This is a genomic window from Alkalicoccus saliphilus (genome assembly GCF_003044065.1).
GTDB classification, from domain to species: domain Bacteria; phylum Bacillota; class Bacilli; order Bacillales; family Salisediminibacteriaceae; genus Alkalicoccus; species Alkalicoccus saliphilus.
Window position 1 is genome coordinate 17,435 of the sequence record NZ_PZJJ01000009.1, and the last position, 25,783, is coordinate 43,217.

Sequence of the window (25,783 nt, forward strand, 5' to 3'; positions counted from 1 at the left end):
TAGAAAACAGTTTTTCTTCAACCGTTATGCAGCTGTGACGCATCCTCCTTGTTAATAAAGAGTGGGAGGGTATAAACTTAAAGCAGGGAGGGATTACTATGTGGAAATGGATGATCACCGGGATCCTGACAGCAGCTGCAGCGGCTTTTATTTTTTTGAATTCGTCGGCGGAAGAGGAAATTTCAACAAAAGAACTCGAAGAAAAACTGACAGAAGAACAGGCGGACGACTATTATTTTGTGGATGTCCGTGAACCGGATGAGTTCAGAGAAGGGCACATTGAGCAGATGGAAAACTACCCTTTGAGCACTTTGTCCGAGGAGTATGCTTCACTTCCACAGGACAAACCACTGGTCATCATCTGCCGGAGCGGAAGCCGGAGTGAGCAGGCTGTTGAATTTCTTGAGCAGGAAGGGTTTGACGATCTTATAAACGTAGAGGGTGGTATGCTCGACTGGGAAGGAGCAACGGTTCAGTAAAAGCAGGTTTATGCATCAGCTGAAACAGGCAGTGATACTGTGATGATTCCCGTAGCTTCGGAACAATAAAAAATGCTTCCAGCTTATATGCCGGAAGCATTTTTTATTGTGTTTATACTTCTTTTTTAATCTGCTCCACCGTTTCTTCCACTTCTGCACGGGACATTTTTTCCCGGCCGCTGCGGAGCGCTTTCAATGTTTTCTTTGCAAGAGAAAGCGGTACCTGGCAGAAGAGAATGATCGTTTTAGTGTTCAAATCCTTCATATACGCATCGCCGAGAGCGAGATTTTTTTCCGCATAGGCGAACGTATCTTCCAGCGTCCAGCCTTCCGGGATAAACGAGACGCCGCGTTCGCGGTCCTCTTCGACGTTACGGAGAATGTTGACTGTCTGAAGGCCGCGGCCGTACCCGATGGCAAGATCCCGGTCGGTTTTTGTTCCGTCGTGCCATTCCCATATATCAGACAGCATGACACCTACTAGTCCCGCAACATAGTACGTATAGCTGTCCAGATCGGCTTCTGTCTGGATATCCCAGTCTTTCTCTGCCCAGAAGGCCATGCCTTGGGCCATTTCACTCGTAAATTCCTTTACTTTCGGTACGTAACTGTCCGGACATGTATCGAGCCAGTCCCCAAGGCGGAGAGCAACTTCCGGGAGCATCGAAGCGTAGGGAGCGGTAAGAGCTTCATAGGCAGACTGATCAAATGTTCCTTCGAGCATACTGCTTGTTTCACGCAGCAGTCGTGCTTTAATGTCGGAAGCAAGAATTTCGCTGTCCTCAATTTCATCGATAGCACGCATGCATAGATAAGCAGAAGCTACCGTTTTTTTCAGCTCAGGGTTCAGGAGTGTGATCGGAATGTAAAAAGTCCGGCTCGTGTCCTTCAGCATTTTCATTGCTTCTTTTTGCTGCTGTTTTTCTGTCTGCATGCAGAGAGCGCCTCCTTAGTGTATCTTATAGTCCGATGCAGTATTATATTCAAGAACTGCACAGCATTCTATAGTAAAATCAATATGCTTTCATGAATAATGACGTAAAAACAAATCCTGTAATAAAGCTTTCCGCTTCGTCATGATAGACGCTGGAAACTTCAAAAGTACTGCACCCCCTTAGTATATCGAAAAAGAATATGTTTTTCTATTAATCATAGGAAATTTATCAATCAACAGCAAAATATTTTGTGAAACATTTCACAAAAACAGTGTATTTTCTTTATAAACGGGAATATAATGAATATAGGTTAAGTTACGATAAATTTTTGAAAGGAGTGATGTTTTATGAAAGCGGCTGTATGGTACAAAGCGAAAGATCTTCGGGTGGAAGAGGCCGAGGAACCTTCTGTCAAAGGGGCACACGACGTCAAGATTAAAGTGAAATGGTGCGGCATATGCGGCAGTGACCTCCACGAGTATCTGGCAGGGCCGATCTTTATTCCGGAGGGCAGTCCTCATCCTATCAGCGGTCAGCAGGCTCCGATCATTATGGGACATGAATTTGCAGGTGAAGTGACAGAAACAGGGGAAAAAGTAACAAAAGTAAAAGCAGGGGACCGGGTGACGATTGAACCTATTCTCGCTCCAAATGAAAATGGCAGATATATCGATGAAAAATATAACTTAACAGAACTGCTCGGGTTTCACGGGCTGTCCGGCGGCGGCGGCGGCTTCTCCGAATACACGGTTGTCGGAGAGCATATGGTGCACGTGATTCCGGAAGAATTGTCCTATGAGCAGGGAGCTCTTGTAGAGCCGGCAGCTGTAGGACTTCATGCGGTGCGTCAAAGTTCAATTAAAGCTGGAGATACAGCGGCAGTGTTTGGGGCCGGTCCGATTGGGCTGATGGTTATTGATGCTTTAAAAGCGGCAGGTGCATCGAAAATATACGCGGTGGAAGTATCTGAATCACGACGGAAAAAGGCAGAGAACCTTGGAGCGGTGGTTATCGATGCCTCTACTGAAGACGCGGTGAAAGTGATTCACGATGAAATCGGAGGGGTGGATGCAGCTTTTGAAGTCACCGGTATTCCAAAAGTTTTAAATCAATCCATTCACAGTACGCATACGGGTGGAGAAATCGTTATAGTAAGCATATGGGAAGGGGAGGCTTCCCTGCAGCCGAATGATCTCGTTATCAAAGAAAGAACAGTAAAAGGGATTATCGCCTACCGTCATATTTATCCTGCTGTAATGGAATTAATGAAGCAGGGATATTTCCAGGCGGACACGATGGTTACAGACAGAATTACGCTCGATGAAGTCGTTGATAAAGGATTCGAAGTTCTCTCCACGGATAAAAGCCAGGTGAAAATTCTCGTATCACCGGAATAAACAACGCTGATGAAATTCAATGATATGTACAGAAGAGCTGCCCTGGAAAATTACCGGGCAGCTCTTTTTTCTTCGCTTGCCGCGGAGAAAGTTCTTTATTCCAGGGCCTCACTCCATTGGGTGAACTGGTGTTCAAGTTCTTCCCGGCGTATGAAGCGTGCGCCCCGCCACCGCTCGGTTCCTTCTATATAAAGGAGCACTGCCGGAGCAGTAAACACTTCAAAGCGGGAAGCAGCTTCCGGAATATCATCGGCAGAAACAGCAGCAGCTTTAATTTGCGGATAATTCTCCAGGACAGCTTCAAGCTGAGGTTTAAAACTGTGGCAGACGGAGCACTGCTCCCTTGAAATGTAGATCAGGGTCAATGGGTGATTTTCAATAATTTCCTCGGTCTGTTCCAATGTCTGCATTTTTTCCATTTTTAGTCTCCTCTCCACAAGTATTCTCTTTTCACTATAGCCTCTTCCGGTAAAAGTTACAAAGATTCCGGATGACGTTTGAGTAGACGTTTCAAAAAGCAGAAAAAAAGGAATATAGGGATAAGATACTTTAGGGAGGGAATGCTTATGGCCTTTGTCATCTTAAGTCCATGTATCGGAGAAAAAGCTGGAGAATGCGTGGATGTCTGTCCGGTCGACTGCATTGAAGAAGGGAAAGATCAGTACTTTATTGATCCGGATATCTGCATAGACTGCGGAGCCTGTGTTGTTGTCTGTCCGGTGGATGCAATAGTGGATGAGCACGAACTCGCCCCTGGAGATGAAAAGTACTTAAAACAGGCGGAAGAATTTTTTCAAGGGAAGCAGTGAAGGAGGTAAAATGTGAAGCTTGAAATTACAGATGAAGCAGTAAAATGGTTTAAAAACGAAGTGGATCTCGACGACGGGGATACAATAAAATTCTTTGCCCAGTACGGCGGGGACAGCACTGTACAGAGCGGGTTCTCGCTGGCATTTGAACCGTACGGCTCGGCGATCACGACAGGGGCCAGTACAGAAAAAGAAGGGATCACCTTTTTTATTGAAGAAGGAGACCTTTGGTATTTTGACGGACACGACCTGAAAGTAGCCTATGACAAGGACAAACAGGAAATAACATTTAATTATGGAGAGCCTGACAAAGAATAAAGGAAAGCCCCGGAGGAAAAAAATCCTTCCGGGGCTTTTTTTGGTCATGACGATTTTTTCTACTTTTGCTTTTATAGGTTTCATCAGCGTTCTGTACTTATTTAATTGTTCAGGACCTGACCTCCGTTGACGTGAATGACTTCGCCGGATACGAAGGAGGAGTCGTCTGAAGCGAGATAAATATAAGCTGGTGCGAGTTCTGCAGGCTGTCCCGGACGGCCCATAGGACTGGACGTACCGAACTGTTCCACCTGTTCTTTCGGGAAAGAGGCGGGAATAAGCGGTGTCCATACCGGTCCCGGAGCGACACCGTTGACACGGATACCTTTTGAAACAAGGTTTTCCGACAACGAACGGGTGAGAGCCACAAGAGCGCCTTTCGTTGCTGCGTAATCCATAAGAACCGGCATTCCTTTATAGGCAACCACTGACACAGAGTTAACAATGGAACTTCCCGGCTGCAGGTGGTCAAGTGCTGCTTTCGTTACGTGAAAAGCACCGAAAATGTTTGTTTTGAATGTACGCTCCATCTGATCACTCGAAATATCCCGAAGATCTTCTGCGTAGTGCTGTTCGGCTGCATTATTAATGAGAGAATCAAGGCGTCCGAAATGCTTGACTGCTTTTTCGACTGTCTTTTTCGCCGTTTCTTCTTCGCCTATGTCTCCGTCAATAAGCAGGCATTCCCCGCCGTACTCTTCAACAAGTGCTTTTGTTGTTTCCGCATCATCATGTTCATCCCGGTAGGCAAGGGCAACTTTTGCTTCTTCTTTAGCAAGTGCGACACAGACAGCACGTCCAATTCCACTGTCGCCCCCGGTAATAAGTACTACTTTGTCTTTCATCTTTCCGCTGCCTTTATAGTTAGGATCATCGAAAATCGGCATCGGTGTTACTTCGCCGTCTTCTACACCGGGCTGTCTGTTCTGAATCTGTTTCGGTTGTCCTTCTGTCTGCAGTTTCTGTATATCTTCGTATTTCATTGTATCCCTCCTCATGAGTATTGTGGTTCTTATTACCATTTTTCCTATAAAATAAACAATAAAAAAGTTGTTTGAGCAGAGAGAAAACAGGTAATAGGAATTTAGAACAGATAATAAAGGAGATGACACTATGCGCGAATATTCCGTACGACCAAACAAAGATGTTACAGCATGGATGGTGAAAATTGAGGACGTGGCTCCTGAAACTTCTTTTGATCAAAAAGATGATGCTATTGCTCATGCTGAAGAGATGGCTAAGGAACACAGCCCGAGCCGGCTGCACATTTACAACAACAAAATGGAAGTGGAAGAAACGAGAAATTTCGATTAATCACATAAGAAACGTAAAAGCCGTACCGAATAGCTTATTGATGAAGCCCTGGTACGGCTTCTTTTTTGTTCCAGTAGTAAAGCAGGAAAAACGGCAGTTTTGTCGAAGGTAATATTATAATTAAGTTGTTCAGGAGCGTGATCCCTTTGAGTAAAGAAAATGTTCTTGTATGTGTATCCTATCCGGAAAGTGCGGGGCAGCTGATCGAACGAGGAATAAAAGAAACAAAGGCTTTTCAAAGTGAATGCATTGTTTTACACGTATATGATCCGGAAAACGATACGAGCGATATGAAAGAAGAAGAAAAGAGGGAAGAAATCAAGAAATGGGCAGACTTTCATAAAGCAACAATGATTCTTCAGCCGAGGCAGGGAAGCAAAAAGCTCGGGGAAATAATAGGTGAGGTGGCGCGTGCAAATGACGTACACCATATCATTGTAGGCCAGGCTTTCCGGAGCCGGTGGGACCTGCTTATTCACGGGTCACTCGTCAATGAACTGTTTCATGAACTGGAAGATGTCGATGTAACAATTTTTAAAATCAAAAAGGACCGTGTGGCCGCAGAATCCCATTATGACAAGGGAGTATCCGGATACCTGTATAAAAAAGAGGGGCAGTATAAAATAGCCCTCGAGCAGCCACAGGGAGAAGGCCATGAAGGCATTTTCTTTCAGCATCTTCACACCGACTTCCTTACTGGAATATTCAAAGCCAAAATCTTTGGCCATCCTGTCGTTCTCTATGTAGTAGAAGGCGATGTGCATGAGCGCTACCAGGAGGAGCTTGATACGATTCTTGAAGAAAAATAGAGAGGAGGGGGCGGCATGTGCGGGAGGTTTACTCTGACATCGTCCCTTGAGCAGATTAAAGAGCAGTTTCAGACAGAGGCAGTGAAAGTGCCGGAGCTGGAGCCGGGCTACAATATTGCTCCATCAATGCAAATACCGGCCGTTATATGGGACGGGGAGCAGCGCCGTCTTGGAATGCTCGCCTGGGGGTTTACACCGGGATGGGGAGGCGGAAAAAGGCTGATCAATGCCCGGGCCGAATCGCTCTACCAGAAGCCTGCGTTTCGGGAATCCGCCCGGCACAGACGGTGTATTGTACCGGCAGATGGCTTTTTTGAATGGAAAAAAACAGGTGATGGGAAAAAGCCATATTATATTTATCCGGAATCCGGCAGACTGCTTGCTTTCGCCGGACTGTGGCGCAAAGAAGACGACGGCGGGCACACGTGTGCTATTGTCACCGCTGAAGCTAATGAGGATATGAAGGAAATTCACCACCGCATGCCGTTATTTCTCGGTGAAGAGGATCAGCGGGAATGGCTGGATACGGCAACGGGAGACGTCCGGCACCTGCTCGTTCCTCCAGATTCCGGGATTCTGAAGATGCATCCGGTATCTGTTCGTGTAAATAAACCGCAGGAAAACGACCCGGAACTTCTGGAAGCTGTAGAGTAATAATGATGAAAAGCCTTTCCGGCTGTACGGAAAGGCTTTTCGGGAGGAGTCAGCTTTTTTGGCAGTCGCTGCAGTAATACAGTCTCCGGGAAGCAGCCTGTATTTTCGTGACCGGGGTGCCGCAGAGCCGGCAGCTTTGTCCTTCTCGGGCAAACACCCAGTGGCGGTACTGACGTCTCGTTTTTCCTTCCGCTTGAAGCTTTTCCGCCAGTCCAAGGTCATTGGTAATTCCTTTATGGCGGTAGGACTGCTCTATCAATTCGATCGTCTTTTCAGCAGCGAGCTGAAGTTTTTCCGGCGGTGTGTCTGCTGGGCGGATCAAAGGAGATATACCGGAGGTGAAAAGGATCTCACTCCGCAGATAATTCCCAATTCCTGCTACGAATCCCTGATCAAGCAGAAGAGAGGACCATTTACGCCGGTAAAACCTTTTGCTTTGCAGCCGTTCTGTAAGCATATCCGGTGTTACCTGCTCGCTCAAAATATCCGGTCCGGCTTTTGCGATAAAAGGATGAAGGGCGACTTCCTCATCCGGCAGCACTTCAATATCGGAGGCGCTGTAGAGAAGAGCTGATTTTTTTTCGTTGTGTATGGCAAAGCGGAGCTGCCGGTTCGTTTTTGGATAATTGTATACGTTCCGGATAATCCATTTTCCGTAAAGCTGGTTATGCGAATAGACGGTGTATCCGTTGCTGAAGCGGGTGAGCATCGCTTTTCCTTTCGTATCCACGCCCGTTACGAATGCCCCCTGAAGAAGATCTTCATACCCCTGCAGACGCTCGAGACCAAAATGGACTTCCAGGACATCCCGGCCCTTGACGGCTTTTTCCACCTCGTCGGCCGCTTTTCGTATTTCCGGTCCTTCCGGCATGCTTATTCCTCCTCTGCGCAGTTTCTAGACTGATAATATCGAGCGCGGACTGGAAAAGCAACTTCTAGGCCCCCATTAATAGACGAAAGCCGCCGAAAACGGCAAGGGCGAGGATAATATAGTTAAACCAGTGCTGGGGTATTTTCTGAAGTGTTTTGATGCCAATAAATGTTCCGGCAAGAATGGCAGGGATCATCCATGCGTTCAGCGTCAGCGTTTCTGCTGTGATCAGACCGAGGGAAGCATACAACGGCACCTTAATTACATTCACTGCAAGAAAGAACCAGGCGCCGGTTCCGATGAAGGCCTGTTTCGGGAGTCCGGCAGCTAGTAGGAAAATAGCCATAACAGGACCCGCTGCATTTCCAACCATGGTGGAAAAACCTGCGAGTGTACCGAGAATGACGGTGAAAAAAGCAGAACGGTTTTCCCGGGGGGCTCCGGGTGAACGGAACCTGCTCCAGACCTGCAGAAAGGCCATAGCTACAATGATAATGCCGAGTGAAATTTCGATCGGCCGGTTTACTTCTATAAAAAAGAGAAAGAAAAATCCAATAATAAGTCCGCCGCTGACCCACGGGATCAGTCGGATCAGAGTCGGCCAGTCAGCATTTTTACGGTAATAAAGTACTGCTACAATATCCGCGGCGATAAGCATCGGAAGAACGATGCCGATTGATTCCCGTACCGGAAAGACGCCTGCCATCACTGCTACAACAAAAATACCGAGCGTCGGCAGGCCGGTTTTGGAAATGCCGATTAAAAAAGCACACCCGATAACGATAAGGATACTGAATAAAGATAAATCCAAAATAAGCCCACCTTTATTAAAGCTCTGTAATGGAAAGCAACTGCTGCATATGTAAAAAATACCTTGTTTCAAGGCAATGAAAACAGTATATCACAGGAAAGAAAGCAGCCTTGGTATTCTAGCTTTCATAAGAAGGCTTATTCCAAGTTTAAAGCATACAGGTTTGAAAATTTCCAAGTGTGGAATAAATAACCTCATATGTGCTGAAATTGATATATAGAGGAGGCGTATTATGGAGATACTGCTTAAAGTAAAATACTTCCCGGCAGCATCACTGCAGGAATTTGAAAATCTATTTAAAGAAAAAGCAAAAGAGTATGGCGGGTTTACAAATATCGGACATATTGAATACAGTCCGGATAAAAAACGCACAGATATAACGCCGGTTGATGAAGATAAAATGGAAAATACCGAATATGGCACTCTGATTATTTCACTTAGTGACAGTACAAAGATGAGTGAGCGTGATGTGGTGCAGATATTCAATACGATGGAAGAGTTTCATTCTCTCGAGGTTATAGGAAGTGAAACAAAGTAACGGCGGCAGTTAAAGCACCCGAGCAGGGTGCTTTTTTTTATGCCTGAAAAAACTAAACAATACAAAAGGAAGAAGAAACAAATTAGTAGAAAAAAGAACGTTTGTTCTTATATAATGAAAGATATAGAATACAAAGAGAAAGGAGCGGCTTCTCATGAAAAATATTTTTCTCCGGCATATGCAGACAGCGGAACCGCTGGAAGTAATATATATGGATGGGCACAGCCGGATTACTCAGCGGCAGGTAACGGTATACGAATGTGAAGGGAACTATATAAAAGTTTACTGCCACACACGCAGGGAAAAAAGAATATTTCGTCTGGATCACATTCTTTCGGCCCAGCCGGTAAAGAAATATAAAGCTGTTCATGATTAACCGGGAGGCGCAATAAAAAAATAGTCAGGACAAAGTGAGTCCTGACCACGCGCGGTTTTCTTTTCAGCCGTACGACTGTCTGCAGTTCAAGTCTTTTTGATTTCTCTGGCAGGAGATCCGGCCACGACTGTCCGCGGAGGGACGTCTTTTGTAACGACAGCGCCTGAGGCAATGACGGCGCCTTCTCCGATGGTTACTCCAGGATTTATGACAGCTCTGCCGCCGATCCAGACATCGTTTTTGATAGTAACCGGAAGGGCGTATTCCAGGCCGGAAGACCGTTCCGTTGGATCAAGCGGGTGAAGAGGCGTGTAAATGTGTACGCCGGGACCGAGAAGACAGTTGTCTCCGATAGTAACCGGAGCAGGATCGAGAATTGTGCAGTCGAAGTTTGCAAAGAAGTTATCGCCTACGTGTATATTTTCACCGTAGTCGACGCGGAAGTTTGATTCTACATAGATGTTCTTTCCAGTACTCACGAGCAGCTCCCGGAGCATTTCCGCCCGGTCGATTTCATGCTCTTCGTGCAGCTCATTCAGCTGCTTTACGATTCTTCTTGCAATATAGCGGTCTCTGCGGAGTTCTTCGTCCTGGGGATTATACATTTCACCGTTCAGCATTTTTTCTTTTTCAGTCATAATTGAGCCTCCTTTATATCACTTTTCTAGCTTAGCAGACCTTCCTGCGTTAAGATACGAATTAGCACGTTTAAGGAGGGACGGACAGATGAAGCAGCTGTACGACTGGCTTGATCAGAATGAAAATAAACTGCGGGAAAGAGGCTTTTATCACGACAGAGAAGGAACTTTTCCGACAGAAACCTTCGACGAACTGCGTGAGCAGGGGTTTACACGACTTACTGTACCGGAGCAGTACGGCGGGATGGGGGCTTCATTAACGGAATTTCTTCGTATGCAGCAGCGGCTGGCAGCGGTGGACGGAGCAAGCGCTTTGTCGCTCGGCTGGCATAATGGACTCGTTTATCATATTGCAGCCTATGATCTGTGGGAAGGGGAGCTCTCCGGTTTTTTGTTTAAAGAAGCAGCCTCAGGAGCTTTATTTAATGCGGCTTCAACAGAACGAGCTTCGGGAAGCCCCACCCGCGGCGGCATGCCCGAGACGAAAGCTGTCCTAAGAAACGGCAGCTGGTTTGTAAACGGAAGGAAAGCTTTTACGACGATGCTGCCGGTGCTCGATTACGCTCAAGTTTCCGCAGTAATAGAAGAGACGGGAGAGCACGCCTATTTTTTCGTTCCACTGAATCTGCCGGGGGTCCGCATGGAGGAAACGTGGAATTCGGCAGCGATGCGGAGCACAGGAAGCCACGATCTCGTGCTGCAGAATGTTGAACTACCTGGCGGAAACAGGATTCAAATGAAACCACAGCCGGCTGAGCCCGGGACAGGGTGGCTCCTTCATATTCCGGCCTGTTATCTTGGCATTGCGGAAGCGGCTTTTCACTATGCTGCAGATTTCAGCCTTACGTATTCCCCAAACAGTCTTGAAGGCACTATTTCCACTGTTCCCCATGTCCGGCAGAAGGTTGGAGAAATGTCACTGCTTCTTAAAGAAAGTGAAGCAGTGTTGTATTATACGGCAGAAAAATGGGAAAAGGCATCAAAAGAGGAACGGGTGAATTTTGCCGGGGATCTGGCCGCAGCGAAGCATACCGTGATCAATAACGGGCTTCAAATCGTTGATCTTGCGATGCGTACTGCAGGAGCAAGAAGTCTTGAAGAGGATAATCCGCTGCAGCGGTATCACCGGGATATGCGTGCGGGTCTTCATAACCCGCCGATGGACGATGCTGTCATTGAAAAACTTGCCTCGGATGTTCTCGGAAAATAACTGCTCAAGTCTGTTTTCCCCCTGTTGTGATAACTGTATGAATACGTTAAAAACCCGTCCTCCGGAATGTTCGGAGAACGGGTTTTTACGGTCGGGAATTTTAAAGGTTTTCGAAAAAGACGCGCAGGACGTCGGCTCCGCCGATCATTGTACCGATCGTGCTGCCGATGTTTGTTAAAATGACGACGAGCAGAATGCGTGTTACTTTATTCTGCCAGAAGCCTTTCATCGTCTGCACATCATCGGAAATCATTTCGAGATCCCCTACTTTCGGACGCCGCATATAAGCCTGAACGAATCCGGCGAACCAGCCGGCTGCCATCAGAGGATTCAATGAACTCAACGGGGCGATCACAAATGCTGTAATAACAGTCAGAGGATGGCCGAGGGCGATAGCCGCACCGATTGCAGAAAATGAACCGTTCCACAAAAGCCAGCTGATCGTCTGTTCCAGTCCTGCAGAAGGGTTATTCATAAAGGTATAGGCGATCACAGAGATAATTAGAATAGGAATCATCCAGCCGATAATCTTTGGAAGTTTTGACTTCGGCGGCGTTTCCATCAGTTTATCCATATCCTGTTCATGATTGATTTCTTCAAGAATACCCGGCACGTGAGCTGCTCCTAGAACAGCGACGATCTTTTCTCCGGGAGCGTCTTTAATTTTCTGAGCAAGAAACTGGTCCCGCTCGTCGATCAGCGGCTTTTTCAGCCTTGGAAAAGCCTTTGAAAATTCATGCATGGCTGCATTCAGCGTATCCTGCTGTTTCATTTTTTCCATCTCTTGTTCGGAGATCTTTTCCTGGACGAGTATGCTTCCAAAAATGGAAGTGATGAGCTTTGCTTTTCCGGAAAGACCGAGATTTCCCCAAATTCGGGAAAATGTTGTCTGGATGTGACGGTCAGCAAGCACGAGTTCCGCATCGTTTTCTTCTGCAGACTGGATGCCCTGGATCATTTCCATGCCGGGCTTAATGCCGAACTGTTTGGCAATTCTGTTCTGAAAGGAAGAAATTGCAAGATTCATAAACAGAAGGGTGGTCTTTTTCTCCCGGATCACCTTGAAGATGTCCATCTTCTGCCAGTTTTCGTGATCCATCACGGAAGCGTACCGCTGTTCATCAAGCTCTACACAGACAGTATCCGGCTTTTCCCGGTCGATCACCTCTTTCACCTGTTCAGCACTTTGTTTAGAGACGTGGGCAGTGCCGATTAATATAATTTCTTTACCATTTATCTGCAGCCGGGTGATATTTTCTTCACTCATACGTGATAGGTCCCTCATTTCCTGAAGCTTAATTCTTTCATAATACTGCATGAAGCAGCCGGATTTTTCAACAGCTGATCTTATCATATCAAAAGTTGGAACAAATGCGCACCACAAAAGAAGTGAAGTCAGCGTTCTGTGGTTTTTAAAGATCAGAGGAACTCTATAGGTTTTCATTTCAAAACATGCTAAAATAAGAAGCAGATGAAGCAAAGGGGCGGAAGAAAATGAAGCTTTGGATGCGCAGACTGACGATTATTATGATGAGCATTATGACTCTCGGAGCCTATATACCACCGCTGGACTGGAATGACAACAGCGGGGAAAACGGGGCGGAGCTTCCGGACAAACAGGAAAATCCGGCAGGCAGTGCGTTTGACAGCATCACCGACAGTTCAATAGAAGAAATTGACGAAGAAATAGAGGACCTCTGGTCGCTGGATGAATATATTGATGATATGACTGCTCAGGCAAGAGAGCAGATGATGACGAAGCTCGGTCCTAAAATTTTAAGCCGTGTGGAAGAGGACATTACAGAAGATATTCTGCCGCAGATGGAGGAAGTCATATCCTCGATCTATGAACAGTCCGGGGAAGAAGCAGTACCTAACTTATCCATAACAGAACAGCCTGCAGGAGGCTATGGAGAACGGATTTTCCATATATATGATGAAGAAGCTGCAACGGATGTAGTCCGTTTTCATGTACGCAGGGATATGAAGCCGAAACAGGGGTATTACTTTAATTTTCACTATCATCTGAAAGACGATGGCTTTGAAGAGCATCATGAGCTGGGGGATATTTACTGGGACAAGAACACCCCGCCTAAATGGATGACCCATTAACTTTATCCTGTCATAGAGGTTCAGGCTGTTTATAAAGTATTTTTTTACAGGCGTAGACATGTTCCTGCTTTCGCCTCCGCAGGACACTTTCCGGGCGGGCCGGCTTCAGCTAATTTCTTCCTCCCACTGCTCGGAAGAAATGGATCTTCTGCTCGTCCTATTTCGCCCCGGAGTCGCCTGCTGCAGCTCCAGCAGGAAAATAAAAAAGAAGTTTTCTTTTCTAAAAAACGTGTTGCTACCGTCCTTTCTTCCATTCAGGAGAAAGCTGTACGTTCAGAAGAATAACTAGTCTGGAATCAAGACTTAATCAACACTTTGAGCCTTTATGACAAAACTTGTCATAAAGGCTTTTTTATTATTCTGATTCGTGAATGGATGCTTTTTAAAAGGATCTGCCTTGTTTTGATTTACGAGGAGAAATATACTTTTGCTGAATGAAAAGTTTACAAAGTGAAATACAAAACCGTGACAGTATGTCCGGACAGCAGTGAGAGACCATGGAACGACGGGAATTTTCACAAAAACTCCAAAAAGTTTAACGGAGGAACTGCAGTTTTGAGCGCGGCGGGTGTGTCATGGATAGAAATGATTTATAATGGAAAGATAGTTTACGGGAAAGGGGACCAGCCTGTATGACAGCGAAAGAAAGATTGAAGGAGCTCTCGAAGCAGAATAAAAAGTCCAGATATCTGCTGATGCTCGTTTCAACAGCAGTCGGCCTGACGATCGTGGCGCAGGCTTATTTTATTGTTGCTGTCGTGGATCAGATTTTCCTGCAGGGAGCGTCTGTTTCCGATATATACGTAGAGCTTGCCGGTGTGATGGGGGCACTTGGGCTGCGTGCTGCACTGCAATATGTGAATAATCGAACAGGTGAGAAAATGGCAGCGGAAGTAAAGCAGGAATTCCGGCGGAAGCTGCTGAAAAAATATACCGAAAATCCGGTACAGGCCTCTGCAGAAGGAAGGTCCGGATCCAAAGTCAGTGTCATGCTGGATGCCGTTGATGAACTGGATGCTTATTTCAGCCACTATTATGTAGTGATGATGCAGTCTTCGCTCGTACCGCTCATTCTGCTCGGAGCTGTTTTCTACATGAACTGGGTGTCCGGATTAATTCTGCTGATTACCGCGCCGTTTATTCCGATTATGATGATTGTTATCGGTAAAAACACGCAGAAAAAATCGGAAGAGCAGATGGAAAAGCTGAACGCATTTTCGGGTAAATTTCTTGATATTCTGCAGGGACTGTCGACGCTGAAACTGTTCGGCCGTGCGCGGAAGCAGGAAATTGAAATTGAAAAAAGCAGCCTGAACTACCGGGACGCTACGATGAGCGTGCTGAAAATTGCCTTCCTGTCTTCGTTGATGCTTGAGTTTATTTCTATGCTCAGTGTTTCCATAGTGGCTCTTGAAGTCGGCCTCCGTCTGGTTATTTACGATCAGCTGTCGTTTTTCACTGCTTTTTTTGTGTTAATTCTCGTCCCGGAATTTTTTGCATCCCTTAAGGAAATGGGCAGTGCTTTTCATTCCGGGAGAGGAAGTATGGCAGCAGCAGACCGTATTTACGCAGAGCTGGATAAAGAAGAGCAGCCGGTTACATGGGGAGAAAAAGAAGCGCCGGCGGTACCTTCCGTTACCTTCAAGGAAACGCGTTTTCAATATGACACAGACCGTTTTGCACTAGGACCGCTCGATGCCCACCTGGAGGCAGGCACTCATACGGCCGTAATTGGCCGGAGCGGCTCAGGAAAATCGACACTTCTGCAGCTCATTTCCGGTCTTATGCCGGCGGAAGGGGAAATACTTGTGAACGGTACCCCGATGACAGAGATCAAAGAGGCTTCCTGGTACGACCAGCTTGCCTATGTCACTCAGAAACCGTATCTCTTTTCCGGAACCCTCAGGGAAAACGTCGTGCTCGGAAAGCCGGACGTTTCGAAAGAGGAGCTGGAAACAGCGGTGGAAAAAGCCGGCTTGAAAGAAGTGGCTTCCGCTCTTCCAAATGGACTTGATACGATGGTCGGTGAAGGTGGAAGAGGACTTTCCGGCGGGGAAAAGCAGCGTGTGGCACTGGCACGGGCTTTTATAAAAAAACCAGGATTATTATTGTTTGATGAACCGACAACCGGACTGGATGTAAAAACAGAGCAGCTGCTGCAGCGTGGTATGAAGGAGCTCTCGGAAAATGCCACTGTGCTGACAGTGGCCCACCGGCTGCATACTATCCGGGAAGCCGACCAGATTCTGCTCTTGGAAAACGGCAGAATAGCGGCTGCAGGAACGCACGGGCAGCTGCTGGAAAAAAACGAATCATACCGGGATATGGTGCAGGTTCAGCAGGGGGTGAAAGCATGAAGCAGATTCGTTCGCTCGTTCTCCGTGAAAAAAGAGATGTATTTTTGTCGGTTATGTTTGGTTTTCTTGCCGGCATGGGGGCCGTGGCTCTGTTTGCCAACAGCGGGTACCTTATTTCCAGAGCGGCGGTTACGCCGGCGTTGGCAATACTGACTATAACCATTGCCCTGCTGAAACTGTTCAGCTTCACACGGGCTCTCAGCCGTTACGGGGAAAGGCTGTATTCCCACCGGGCGACATTTACGATGCTCAGTAATGTCCGGACACATTTTTTTAAAAAATTAGAACCGATGGCACCGAGAATTTCCCAGAGATTCCGAAGCGGGGATCTTTTGTCCCGGATTGTCGGAGATGTTGAAAGTCTTCAGGATTACTTTCTGCGTGTGTTCTACCCGCCGGTCGTCATGCTGACCGTCTTTACAGCGACGATTGCAGTCACCTTATATTTTTCTCCGGTGACAGCAGGAATTCTTGCTGCAGGACTACTTGTTACAGGATGGCTGATCCCTTCATGGTATGCCTTCCGGCAGCGTAAAAACGCAGCAGATGTCCGCGAGGCAAGAGGGAAAGTCTCCACGGAAGCAGCAGAATTTCTTTACGGATTCCAGGATTTAAAGCTTCATCAGCGGCTTGCACATAAAGAAGAAGAGCTGCTGCAGCAGTCGAAGCACTACGTTTCGCAGCAGGCGGAAGCTGCCCGCCGCCGTCTGGCAAGCAGAACGTGGAATCAGACCGCAGCTTTTGCAGTTTCCTGGCTCGTGCTTGCTTCCGGAGCAGCTTTAACTGCCGCAGGTCAGCTCGATGGAGTATTTCTTGCCATGCTCGTTATGATCAGTCTTACAGTGTTTGAAAATGCTGTGCCGATGGCCGCCTATCCTTCCTACGCCCATGAGAGCCGGCGGGCAGCCGGCAGGCTGGACGAGGTAATGGCGGATGAAGCGTCTAAAATTCCCGAAAAAGAAGAAAAGCATCCGTTTCCGGAAACAGCTCCGGAGGTTGAATTTAACAACGTCACCTTCACTTTCCCGGACGAAAACAGACCGGTACTCCGGGACGTAAGTTTTCACCTTCCGAAAGGAACAGCGACAGCTGTTGTAGGGGCGAGCGGTTCCGGGAAATCAACGCTTCTGCAGCTTCTTCTCGGTATATATATTCCGGAAGCGGGAGAAGTGAAATTCAATGGCTTTTCAACGAGAAGCCTGGATGAAAAAGACATTTGGAGGCATACGAATGCAGTGCTCCAGGATCAGCATTTTTTCTATGGTACAGTGAGAGAAAACCTGCAGCTTGCAGACGAAACTGCTTCAGACGAAAAGCTGGAAGAAGTACTGGAAAGTGTGCAGCTCCCTTACCTCAGCCTGGATCTGGAACTTCGTGAGAAAGCGTCGGATTTATCCGGCGGGGAAAAACAGCGCCTCGGACTAAGCCGGGCACTGCTGCGGGATACACCTGTCTGGCTGCTGGATGAGCCGACGTCGTCGGTAGACGCATCGACAGAACAGCACGTACTTGAGAAAATATACCAAAGTGCTTCACGTAAGACGCTCCTTCACGTAAGCCATAGACTACAGGGGCTGGAAGACATGGATCAAATACTTGTGATGGAAGACGGAAAACTCGCAGAGCAGGGCACCTACAGCGAATTAATGAAAAAGCAGGGTGTCTTTTACAAAATGAAGCAGACAGAAGCAGAATTATTTATGACGGGATAAAGGACTTTGTGGTGAGAGCAGGAGGATTTGGTAACATGCTGGATGAAAGTACGTATTTGAAAAGTGACGCAGCCGCACTTGCTGCAATGATCAAAAACAAAGAAGTAACAGCTGAGGACGTTTTTGCTGCGTTTAAAAAGCGGCTGGAAAAGGTGAATCCGGTGGTCAACGCTGTGGTAAGAACGCGTTTTGATAAAGCGGAAACAGAAGCATGGCCAAAAAAGGGGCTGTTCGCAGGAGTCCCTTTTGTTACGAAAGACGCTTCGCAGGCTGTCGAAGGGGAATTGCTGACAGCGGGGTCTTATCTGCTGAACAGCCGGGCACCCCGTGATGCTTACATGACTGCTGCATTCCGAAAAGCGGGACTGCGCATCACTGGGCAGTCAAATACGCCGGAATTCGGACTGAAAAATATTACCGAACCGCGGAGGGGGGGAGTTACCCGTAACCCCCACGACACATCTTTCAGTGCCGGCGGCTCCAGCGGGGGAGCCGCAGCAGCCGTAGCAGCAGGAATTGTTCCTGCTGCCGGAGCAGGTGACGGAGGAGGATCGATACGCATTCCGGCTTCTTTTACAGGGATTTTCGGCCTTAAACCAACAAGAGGAAGAACACCTGTAGGACCGGGAAGCGGAAGGAAATGGCAGGGAGCAGCGGTGGATTTTGCAGTAAGCCGTACGGTGCGTGACAGTGCCCTTCTTCTTAAAGAAGTGCAGTCATATCAAATGGAAGCAGCCTTCCAGACGACTCTTATTGATAAATCGGCTTTTGATTTGATCGGCCGACCGTTCAATCATAAGCTGAAAATAGCTTTCTCGACAGTTTCTCCTGTAGGGACCCCCGTATCAGAAGAAGCAGTATCCGCTGTGAAGGAAGCAGCTCTCTGGCTGGAACGGGCGGGCCACGAAGTAGAGGAACAAGCTCCAGAACTGAACGGAGTTTCATTAATGGAACAGTATTATTTAATGAACAGCGGAGAAATGGCGGCAGTTATTCAGCAGCTGGAGGAAGCTTTCGGCCGGGAAATCGCAGATGAAGAACTGGAACTTGAATCGTGGATGCTTAAAGAAGCAGGGAAGAATGTTTCTGCCGCTTCGTATTCCCGCAGTCTGCAGTCATGGGATGCTGCTTCTGCTGTTGTACACAATTTTCATAAAAAGTACGATATTTACCTGACGCCGGCAGCTGCCTGGGAGGCTCCAAAAGCAGGAGAGCTGACGCCGGATAAAGAAAGAGAGAATACGTACCGGGAAGCAATGAAAAGCGGCAGAGACAGTCAGCAGCTTATTTACGATATGTTTCTTCCTAGTCTTGTTTATACACCATTTACTCAGTCGGCAAATTTAACGGGCCAGCCGGCTGTTTCGATGCCGCTCGGTGTTACTAAAAGCGGCATGCCTCTGGGCGTTCAGGCCTCCGCTGCCAAGGGGGAGGAAATTCTCCTTCTCCGGCTCGCTGCCATACTGGAAAATACATCTCTCTGGAAACAGCAGGGGCCGGTTACCCCGGATATCTTCCGCTGATTTTACCGGAACCTGTTATAATCTGCCCGCAGCTGGGTATTTAGTGATATGAATCTTCTTTAAAAGGAGTGCCATGATTTATGTATGAACCGGTTTTTATTATTTTAACCGCTGTTATTATCTTGCTTATTCTCGGTGTTTCCTACCTGCTGTACCGTCACCGCTTAAAAGGAAAAAACTAAGCACTGCAGGAGCACGTGAATCAACATGGAGCCTTTCATCCACAAAAGACCTGCCCGGAACACTAACCGGGCAGGTCTTTTTGTTTTGTGCTTTAAAGCAGCTGTTTTTATTAACAGAAGGTATCCCGCGATTTTGGGACGGAAAGCCCGAACAGCGGCCTTATATAAAGAGCTGCAAACGTTCCGAGCAGTGCCATGACAGCCCACAAATATCCGTGAAGACTGAAAGAGGCAATACCGCCGAAATAAGCGCCGATGTTACAGCCGTAGGCAAGACGGGCACCGTAGCCCATCGCCAGGCCTCCGATAACAGCGGCTGTTACGTGCTTTCCTTTTAATGGAGAAAATTTAAACAATCCTCCTGCTGCGGAAGCAAGGAAAGCGCCGATAATAACACCGAAATTAAGGATCGTTGTTGTATCGGAAAAAATGGATGCTTCCAGCATGGCAGCATTTTCACCCTGCCAGTAGCCCCAGCTTGCGACATCAATACCAACAGATTCTGCAGCTTTGGAACCCCAGAGCGTAAAGGCGGAAGTAACGCCCCACGGCTGACCGCGCGTCATTAACGTCAAAGCATTCAGTACAGCGAGCACAATTGCTGCTGCGAAAAGCGGCCAGGAACCGCGTAGAATTCGTTTCCACCCCGAAGTGGTAGGAACAGGTGCCATTTTTGGTGCCCGGCGTTTCTTCTCTACAACGAGTGTAATCCACGCTATCAGACCGAAAAGAACGATAGAAATCAGCCATGCGCCCCCGTAGCCGAGCCCTGTTGTTTCCGCGAGGGAAACCGGCTGGCCGTTCGGCATATCCTCGGTCCAGAATGGAAGATGAGCAGCGCCGATTACAGAACCTACAATAAAGAAAAGCAGTGTAATAAACATGACGGTTCTTCCTCCGCCGACGGCAAATAGTGTACCGGAAGCACAACCCCCTCCGAGCTGCATCCCGATACCGAAAATAAAGGCACCGACGATGACGCTCGTTCCAATAGGCGATACATAACCGCTGGCACCGGTACCGAAAAAGGAAATGCCGAATGCAAGAATTGGAGCAAACAGCGTAACAGCCGCGGCAAGCATCACCATATGGGAGCGGATCGCCTGGCCGTTGCCAACAGCCATAAACCTCCGGAAAGCGGAAGTAAAGCCGAACCGGGCATGAAATAACGTGTAGCCGAGAAGGAGACCGATAAGCAGTAACAGCGGCTGCACCGGTTCCTGGGTCAGAAGCAGGAAGACGGCAAGAACAGCCGTAACAACAAGGCCGCCTCCAATCAGTTTCATCTGGGGCGGATTCAGGGAAACGGTAGATCTTTTTTCTACATCCTCCTGAGCTCCAGTGGAATGAACGTACGTCGTAGACATTTATTGAAAACCTCCTAAACAAAGTGAAAAAATCGGAATTAAGCGTATTTTACTGCCGGTAATATAGTTTGTCAAACAGAAGACCATCCTCATCGACTGCACGGTTTCAAGAAACTGTCACAGCGCGTTTCAGGCGTGTGGGAGAAGGGTAAAGAAGAAACAGGACGTAATCAGAACGGAGGTGCTGGAGATGAACAAACAGGTCGTTGCGGTATTGAAAGATCCAGACAAAAAAGATGGGGTCTACCGGGAACTGGAATTAAAAGGAGTTTCCAGGGAAAATATAGAACTGATTCATAAAGAGGATAAAGAAGCGTCTCCGTTCAGCGGATATTTTGAACAGGGGGATTACGTAGTCGTTGTGGAATCGGATAAAGAAATCGGTCATATTCCGGTGGAAGATGAAGACTTAATTGATGAACACCGGACTCCAAAAGGCCATCACCATATGCCTCATCATCAAATGAAGCAGGGTCTGTAAAACGCAGTGGAAGAGACTGAACAATTGTTTTTATGTTCCTGCTGAAAGTGTAAGCTGACAGAAAAGCGCCCGGATAAAAAAATCCGGGCGCTTTTCTGATGTTCTGAAATCAGCCGGACAGCGATATTTCCCTTTAATCATGATAAAATAGAAGGTGGAACAGTATAAGTACCAGTATTCAGCCAGAGGGGGCTTATCATGCGGGGTAAAAGAGAACAGCCGATAGTTAAACAGCCTTTAATATATGAACTGATTGAGAATGTGGAAAAAGTAGTAGTAGGTAAACGTCGGGAAATTGAGCTCAGCCTCATCGCAATTTTATCCGGGGGACACGTTCTGCTTGAAGATGTCCCGGGAGTCGGGAAGACGATGATGGTACGGGCCATTGCCCGGTCTCTCGGTGCGGATTTTAAAAGGATTCAATTTACACCGGATCTGCTTCCATCTGATGTGACAGGAGTTTCCGTCTTTAATCAAAAAACGATGGAATTCCATTTTCGTCCCGGGCCGGTCATGGCGAATATCGTTCTGGCAGACGAAATCAACCGCACATCTCCGAAAACACAGGCAGCGCTGCTCGAGGCTCTCGAAGAAGGCAGCGTAACGACAGATGGGGAAACGAGAGAACTTCAGAAGCCGTTTTTTGTTATGGCGACACAGAACCCAATCGAGTACGGAGGAACCTACCCATTACCGGAAGCACAGCTCGACCGTTTTTTATTTAAATTTCGTATCGGGTACCCGACGAAAGCAGAAGAAATGGAAGTTCTGAACCGTGCAGAAAAAGAACCGCCTATAGAATCACTCCAACCGGTGCTTGCACTGGATAAACTGCTGCAGATGCAGGCAGACGTAAAGAATGTTTTTGCCGGCCGTCAAGTAAAAGAATATATTATAAGTATCGTCAATGCGACACGGCAGCACCACGCGGTGTATCTCGGAGCCAGCCCCAGAGCATCGATCGCTCTGATGAAGGCAGGCCAGGCCTATGCTTTCATGCAGGAAAGAGATTACGTAATTCCAGATGATATTAAGTACCTGGCACCTTTTGTGCTGCAGCACCGCCTGATGCTCAATTCGGATGCCAAGCTGTCCGACCTGACTACGGAACGGATTATCCGGGATCTTCTGGAGCAGGTACACGTGCCGGCAGGGAACGAGCAGGCGCAATGAAAGTAATCTGGTCATGGACGAAGAGAATTGCCAAAGTGACGGCTGCGGCAGGGATTATTGCCGGTCTCTTCAGCTATGCAATGTTTCAGGGGAACTTTGTCAGCTGGTTTTTATTTTACAGTGTAATGACGATGATACTTCTCATGCTGCTGTATGCTTTGATCCCCCTCGGACGTTTTCATGTAGAAAGGCGGTCGGGGGAGGGAGCCCTGCCGTCGGGAGCAGAGCTTACAACGGAAATCCGGATAGAACGAAAATGGCTTTTCCCGTTTCTTTATCTTGCCGTAGAGGACGTGACCGAGGAAAAGTTGACGAAGCAGCTTCCTTATGAGGCTTCCCGGATGATTTTTTATCCGACTACGAAAAAAGAGCTCGTGTACGGGTATACGATTCCCCACTTGAAAAGGGGAAAATATCATTTTTACGGAGTGAAATTATCTACGAGTGATATGTTTGGGTTTATCCATAAAGAAAAATTCGTATCCATTCCTGCTGAGCTGCTCGTTTATCCGAAATATCATGTGATTGATCAGTGGAATGCCTATGAAAAGCAGGATGAAGAAGCTTCTTTTTCCTTTAAGGATTATCTGGAAGATCAGACCTCTCTTTCCGGAGCAAGAGAGTATGTGCCCGGAGACAAAATGACAAGCATGGACTGGAAGGCATCCGCAAGAGCCGGTCGTCTGATGACGAAGGAATTTGAAGATTATGCCGGCCAGAATTTTCTTGTTGTGCTGAATAATCGCATGCCGGGATCGTCCTTTGCGGTTTCCGATGCTTATGAAAAAGGGATTGAACTGGTTGCCTCCATACTCATGTTTGCTTCAAAAGAACACCTGCAGATGAGTTTTATATCCTGTGGTTCCGGTGTGAAACGTTTTCCTTCCGGCGCCGGCGGAGAAAGTCAGAAAGCCGTCATTACTTATCTGGCACAGACTGCACCGGCTGGTACAGGGTCTTTTTACAGCGAAATAAAGCAGTGCGAGGCTGATCTTCCTTCAGGAGTGACGCTCGTCTTCGTATCGCTTGAACTGACAGATGAAATTATGGAGCGGATCAAAGTGCTGCTTTCCCGGAAGATACGTATTTTCTTTGCTCTCATGGATAAAGGGAAAGAAGTGGACGCCTGGGAGCACAAAAGGCTGAAGGAACTGCGCAGAACCGGCGCAGAGGCGTATGTAATCAGCGAGGGGAAATGGTCCAAGGATACTTTTATGAATAAGGGTGGTTAAGTGAAGCATTTCCAGTTAAAATCAATGGCCTCCGTTACGCATTTGTTAATATATATTCTGGCATTTTTACTTATATGGGAATGGCTCCGGCCGGTTCCTGCCGTAACAAACACAGGCCAGATTGAAATTTTTGTATGGTTCACGCTGGCGAGCGCGGTACTGATTTATTTCCGGTTTCCTTTTTACATTACCATGCCTGCTTTATTTGCAGGGAGCTTATACGGGCTTCACAGGATTTTTATGGAAGGTCCGTTCCTCAGCGGAGAGGGAGCAGGAACACTTCTGCGCACCTTTGCCGCCGAATTTACAATGAACACAGGAATGATATTTAACGGGAATTTCGCAGCGCTGACAGATTTTTTCCGGACGTTTCTGCTGTTTATGCTGCTGGCTCTTGTATGCTATCTGCTTTACTACTGGGTGCTGTATACGAGAAAGGTATTCTTTTTTCTTCTCTGTACCATAGCGTACATTACGATTCTCGATACGTTTACAGTTGTTGATGCTTCACAGGCTGTTATCCGTATTGTTATTATCGGCTTTTTCATACTGGCACTGCTTCATATGCTTAATGTACAGGATGAGGAGCGTGCGATCGGCCGGAGACCCGGTTCGTTTATTTCCCCAGCCTGGATGTATACACTCGTTACGATGGCTGCGGCTGCAGTGGTGGCCGGAATATTACTTCCGAAGCCTGAACCTCAGTGGGAGGATCCGGTCCCCTTTATGCGGGAAATTGCGGGGATTGAAGGGCCGGGCGGTGCCCAGGCAAGCCGCATCGGCTATGGAGTAAATGACGAACGTCTCGGCGGTGGATTTGAAAAAGAGGAAGGCACTGCTTTCCTTGCAGCGGCAGACGGGGAAAAATACTGGCGGGGAGAATCGAAGGATACGTATACTGGACACGGCTGGACATCTGATCCGGAATATATAGAATCGGAACAGATTTTTGGGAGCGGTATCGATTACCATATGTTTGAAGATGGCGCGGAACTGGAAGAAGGTCAGACGTTTATTGAAATGGATGAAGCAGCAGACTTCGAACTGATCTTCTATCCCGGTCAGCCTGTAAATGTACAAAATACATCAGCAGAGGCCGGGGGCAGTACAATACCGGAAAACGAAATTCAGTTTTACACCGATGCAGAAGGCGGACGTATTCAGGCAGAATCAGGAAATACAGAAAGTGTCCGGCTTGAGAGCTATGAACTGACTTACGAAGAGCCTGTATTTCCTATGGAAGAGCTTCGGAACAGTTCTGAAGAGGATCCGGAAGATATTCAGGAATATTATCTGCAGCTTCCGGAAGAGCTTCCGGAACGGGTAACGGTCCTTGCGGAAGAAATAGGGGAAGAGCATGATTCCCGCTATGAAACTGCTGCTGCAGTAGAAAACTATTTTTCCGACAACGATTTTGAATACGAAACAGAAAACGTAGCAGTCCCGGAAGAAGGGGAAGATTACGTCGATCAATTTTTATTCGAAACCCAGGAAGGGTACTGCGATAATTTTTCCACATCCATGGTAGTCATGCTGCGGGCGCTCGATATTCCGGCCCGCTGGGTTAAAGGTTTTACAGCTGGAGAGGAAGTAGAAGAGCTTGAAGACGGAAGGAATCTTTACGAAATCGCCAACGCGAACGCTCACTCGTGGGTGGAAGTATATTTTCCGGAAGTAGGATGGGTGCCGTTTGAACCGACGAGAGGCTTTACGAACTATGCAGACTTTGAAGAACCGGAGAGTGACCCGGGCATTGATCTGGGAGAGGATAACTCCGGGGAGGATCCGAACATTCCTGAGCCGGAGGGCGGAGTGGATGATCTCCTGGAAGAAGGCGGAGAGCAGGAAGGGACAGAGGAAGAAACGGATGAGGGAACCGCTGTCTTTACTATGAAAAACCTGCTTATTTCCATACCGCTTATAATCGCTGTAATGATTCTTTACCAAAAGCAGAGCAGACTGCAGAATAAGTTTTTCTTTTACCGGTACAGATTTTCCGGCACAAGTGCTTCGTTCAGCAGCGCTTATCAGCGGCTGCTGTGGATGCTCGCAAACGAAGGCCTCCCGCGGGCAGAAGGAGAAACGCTCCGGGAATATTCCCGGCGTGTTGATCTCGCCCTCAGTTCCCAGGCGATGACTAAGCTGACTTCCTCCTACGAAAAAGTTTATTATGGCGGCCGGACGCCGGTGGGAGAATGGGAGAAACGGAAAAAAGACTGGGAAGAAATTGTCAGGCTGCTGCAGGCTTGACCTCCAGAAAAGCTGCTGATACAATAATGCAGTATTTAAAACAAAAAAGAGCACTTCATATATCCTTGAGAATCGGCTCAAGAGTCTCTACCGGACCACCTTAAATGGTCTGACTATGAAGGTGGTTTTTCTCAGGTGATACAGCTGGAAATTCTGCCTTCGTATTTTTATGCGGAGTCAGCGTTCCAGCTTTTTTTGTACCCCTTCTCCGGGAGGGAAGAAAGGAGATAGACAT

At 47.5% G+C, this 25,783-nt stretch carries 26 protein-coding genes and 1 riboswitch; of the genes, 18 read left to right on the plus strand and 8 right to left on the minus strand.

All coding sequences use genetic code 11. The features are described from left to right. Positions 1-98: 98 nt before the first annotated feature. The gene (locus C6Y45_RS07150; RefSeq protein WP_107584549.1) at positions 99-479 is read left to right on the plus strand and encodes a rhodanese-like domain-containing protein; all 381 of its coding nucleotides are present in this window, start codon (positions 99-101) and stop codon (positions 477-479) included. 112 nt (positions 480-591) lie between these two features. On the opposite strand, the gene C6Y45_RS07155 is transcribed toward C6Y45_RS07150, so the two are convergent. Continuing rightward, the gene (locus C6Y45_RS07155; protein ID WP_107584550.1) at positions 592-1,413 is read right to left on the minus strand and encodes a squalene/phytoene synthase family protein; all 822 of its coding nucleotides are present in this window, start codon (positions 1,411-1,413) and stop codon (positions 592-594) included. A 348-nt stretch (positions 1,414-1,761) separates the two neighbouring features. Between C6Y45_RS07155 and C6Y45_RS07160 the strand changes: the two genes are divergently transcribed. After that, the gene (locus tag C6Y45_RS07160; RefSeq protein WP_107584551.1) at positions 1,762-2,811 is read left to right on the plus strand and encodes a 2,3-butanediol dehydrogenase; all 1,050 of its coding nucleotides are present in this window, start codon (positions 1,762-1,764) and stop codon (positions 2,809-2,811) included. Positions 2,812-2,906: 95 nt separating this feature from the next. Here C6Y45_RS07160 and C6Y45_RS07165 read toward each other — a convergent pair whose 3' ends face one another. Continuing rightward, entirely contained in the window at positions 2,907-3,230 is a 324-nt protein-coding gene (locus C6Y45_RS07165) for a thioredoxin family protein (RefSeq protein ID WP_107584552.1), read from the minus strand. Positions 3,231-3,377: 147 nt separating this feature from the next. On the opposite strand from C6Y45_RS07165, the gene C6Y45_RS07170 reads away from it, so the two are divergent. Then, positions 3,378-3,620, plus strand: coding sequence for a ferredoxin family protein (locus C6Y45_RS07170; protein ID WP_107584553.1), 243 nt, complete (start codon positions 3,378-3,380; stop codon positions 3,618-3,620). Between the two features lie 12 nt (positions 3,621-3,632). Next, complete coding sequence (locus tag C6Y45_RS07175; protein WP_107584554.1) at positions 3,633-3,938, plus strand: HesB/YadR/YfhF family protein; 306 nt, start codon at positions 3,633-3,635, stop codon at positions 3,936-3,938. A 101-nt stretch (positions 3,939-4,039) separates the two neighbouring features. Here the strand turns inward: C6Y45_RS07175 and C6Y45_RS07180 are convergent, their stop codons facing one another. Further along, positions 4,040-4,921 carry an SDR family oxidoreductase gene (locus C6Y45_RS07180; protein WP_107584555.1) on the minus strand — a complete coding sequence of 294 codons (882 nt, stop codon included), beginning with the start codon at positions 4,919-4,921 and terminating at the stop codon, positions 4,040-4,042. A gap of 130 nt (positions 4,922-5,051) precedes the next feature. On the opposite strand from C6Y45_RS07180, the gene C6Y45_RS07185 reads away from it, so the two are divergent. The 3 genes from C6Y45_RS07185 to C6Y45_RS07195 all read left to right on the plus strand — a co-directional run bounded on the left by C6Y45_RS07185 (position 5,052) and on the right by C6Y45_RS07195 (position 6,715). Beyond that, entirely contained in the window at positions 5,052-5,252 is a 201-nt protein-coding gene (locus C6Y45_RS07185) for a DUF2188 domain-containing protein (RefSeq protein WP_107584556.1), read from the plus strand. 146 nt (positions 5,253-5,398) lie between these two features. After that, positions 5,399-6,061 carry a universal stress protein gene (locus C6Y45_RS07190; protein WP_160058194.1) on the plus strand — a complete coding sequence of 221 codons (663 nt, stop codon included), beginning with the start codon at positions 5,399-5,401 and terminating at the stop codon, positions 6,059-6,061. Positions 6,062-6,076: 15 nt separating this feature from the next. Further along, complete coding sequence (locus C6Y45_RS07195) at positions 6,077-6,715, plus strand: SOS response-associated peptidase (protein ID WP_107584558.1); 639 nt, start codon at positions 6,077-6,079, stop codon at positions 6,713-6,715. A gap of 49 nt (positions 6,716-6,764) precedes the next feature. Here C6Y45_RS07195 and nei read toward each other — a convergent pair whose 3' ends face one another. Together nei and C6Y45_RS07205 are read right to left on the minus strand one after the other, a co-directional pair. Then, positions 6,765-7,586, minus strand: coding sequence for an endonuclease VIII (nei, locus tag C6Y45_RS07200; protein ID WP_107584559.1), 822 nt, complete (start codon positions 7,584-7,586; stop codon positions 6,765-6,767). Positions 7,587-7,650: 64 nt separating this feature from the next. Beyond that, on the minus strand, positions 7,651-8,397 hold the full coding sequence (locus tag C6Y45_RS07205) for a sulfite exporter TauE/SafE family protein (RefSeq protein ID WP_107584560.1): 747 nt from the start codon (positions 8,395-8,397) through the stop codon (positions 7,651-7,653). A 232-nt stretch (positions 8,398-8,629) separates the two neighbouring features. Between C6Y45_RS07205 and C6Y45_RS07210 the strand changes: the two genes are divergently transcribed. After that, entirely contained in the window at positions 8,630-8,935 is a 306-nt protein-coding gene (locus C6Y45_RS07210; protein ID WP_107584561.1) for a hypothetical protein, read from the plus strand. Positions 8,936-9,089: 154 nt separating this feature from the next. Next, positions 9,090-9,311, plus strand: coding sequence for a hypothetical protein (locus C6Y45_RS07215; RefSeq protein ID WP_107584562.1), 222 nt, complete (start codon positions 9,090-9,092; stop codon positions 9,309-9,311). 86 nt (positions 9,312-9,397) lie between these two features. Here the strand turns inward: C6Y45_RS07215 and C6Y45_RS07220 are convergent, their stop codons facing one another. Next, positions 9,398-9,952, minus strand: a complete 555-nt coding sequence (locus tag C6Y45_RS07220; protein ID WP_146159160.1) for a sugar O-acetyltransferase — start codon at positions 9,950-9,952, stop codon at positions 9,398-9,400. 85 nt (positions 9,953-10,037) lie between these two features. On the opposite strand from C6Y45_RS07220, the gene C6Y45_RS07225 reads away from it, so the two are divergent. Beyond that, complete coding sequence (locus tag C6Y45_RS07225; RefSeq protein WP_245922606.1) at positions 10,038-11,159, plus strand: acyl-CoA dehydrogenase family protein; 1,122 nt, start codon at positions 10,038-10,040, stop codon at positions 11,157-11,159. A 100-nt stretch (positions 11,160-11,259) separates the two neighbouring features. Here C6Y45_RS07225 and C6Y45_RS07230 read toward each other — a convergent pair whose 3' ends face one another. Beyond that, positions 11,260-12,426: a TraB/GumN family protein gene (locus C6Y45_RS07230; protein WP_107584630.1), complete on the minus strand. Its 1,167-nt coding sequence runs from the start codon at positions 12,424-12,426 to the stop codon at positions 11,260-11,262. 227 nt (positions 12,427-12,653) lie between these two features. Here C6Y45_RS07230 and C6Y45_RS07235 point away from each other — a divergent pair, with 227 nt between their 5' ends. From C6Y45_RS07235 to C6Y45_RS07260, 4 genes are all read left to right on the plus strand, one after another. Then, positions 12,654-13,271 (plus strand): YpjP family protein, encoded by a 618-nt coding sequence (locus C6Y45_RS07235; RefSeq protein WP_107584564.1) that lies wholly within the window; start codon positions 12,654-12,656, stop codon positions 13,269-13,271. Between the two features lie 632 nt (positions 13,272-13,903). Beyond that, entirely contained in the window at positions 13,904-15,628 is a 1,725-nt protein-coding gene (gene cydD, locus C6Y45_RS07250) for a thiol reductant ABC exporter subunit CydD (protein WP_107584567.1), read from the plus strand. Next, positions 15,625-17,340: a thiol reductant ABC exporter subunit CydC gene (gene cydC / locus C6Y45_RS07255; RefSeq protein ID WP_107584568.1), complete on the plus strand. Its 1,716-nt coding sequence runs from the start codon at positions 15,625-15,627 to the stop codon at positions 17,338-17,340. The genes cydD and cydC overlap by 4 nt, the downstream gene beginning before the upstream one ends. A gap of 38 nt (positions 17,341-17,378) precedes the next feature. Next, a complete protein-coding gene (locus C6Y45_RS07260) occupies positions 17,379-18,863 on the plus strand; it encodes an amidase family protein (RefSeq protein WP_107584631.1) in 1,485 nt (494 codons plus the stop codon). 292 nt (positions 18,864-19,155) lie between these two features. Here the strand turns inward: C6Y45_RS07260 and C6Y45_RS07265 are convergent, their stop codons facing one another. Beyond that, positions 19,156-20,412 (minus strand): YeeE/YedE family protein, encoded by a 1,257-nt coding sequence (locus C6Y45_RS07265; protein WP_107584569.1) that lies wholly within the window; start codon positions 20,410-20,412, stop codon positions 19,156-19,158. 190 nt (positions 20,413-20,602) lie between these two features. On the opposite strand from C6Y45_RS07265, the gene C6Y45_RS07270 reads away from it, so the two are divergent. The 4 genes from C6Y45_RS07270 (at position 20,603) to C6Y45_RS07285 (ending at position 25,548) form a co-directional block, all read left to right on the plus strand. After that, the gene (locus tag C6Y45_RS07270; protein WP_107584570.1) at positions 20,603-20,893 is read left to right on the plus strand and encodes a hypothetical protein; all 291 of its coding nucleotides are present in this window, start codon (positions 20,603-20,605) and stop codon (positions 20,891-20,893) included. Between the two features lie 198 nt (positions 20,894-21,091). Next, positions 21,092-22,066, plus strand: coding sequence for an AAA family ATPase (locus C6Y45_RS07275; RefSeq protein WP_107584571.1), 975 nt, complete (start codon positions 21,092-21,094; stop codon positions 22,064-22,066). Next, the gene (locus C6Y45_RS07280; RefSeq protein ID WP_107584572.1) at positions 22,063-23,298 is read left to right on the plus strand and encodes a DUF58 domain-containing protein; all 1,236 of its coding nucleotides are present in this window, start codon (positions 22,063-22,065) and stop codon (positions 23,296-23,298) included. The genes C6Y45_RS07275 and C6Y45_RS07280 overlap by 4 nt, the downstream gene beginning before the upstream one ends. Next, entirely contained in the window at positions 23,299-25,548 is a 2,250-nt protein-coding gene (locus C6Y45_RS07285) for a transglutaminaseTgpA domain-containing protein (RefSeq protein WP_107584573.1), read from the plus strand. A 35-nt stretch (positions 25,549-25,583) separates the two neighbouring features. Further along, positions 25,584-25,684: riboswitch (purine riboswitch) on the plus strand. The last annotated feature ends 99 nt before the right edge of the window (positions 25,685-25,783 follow it).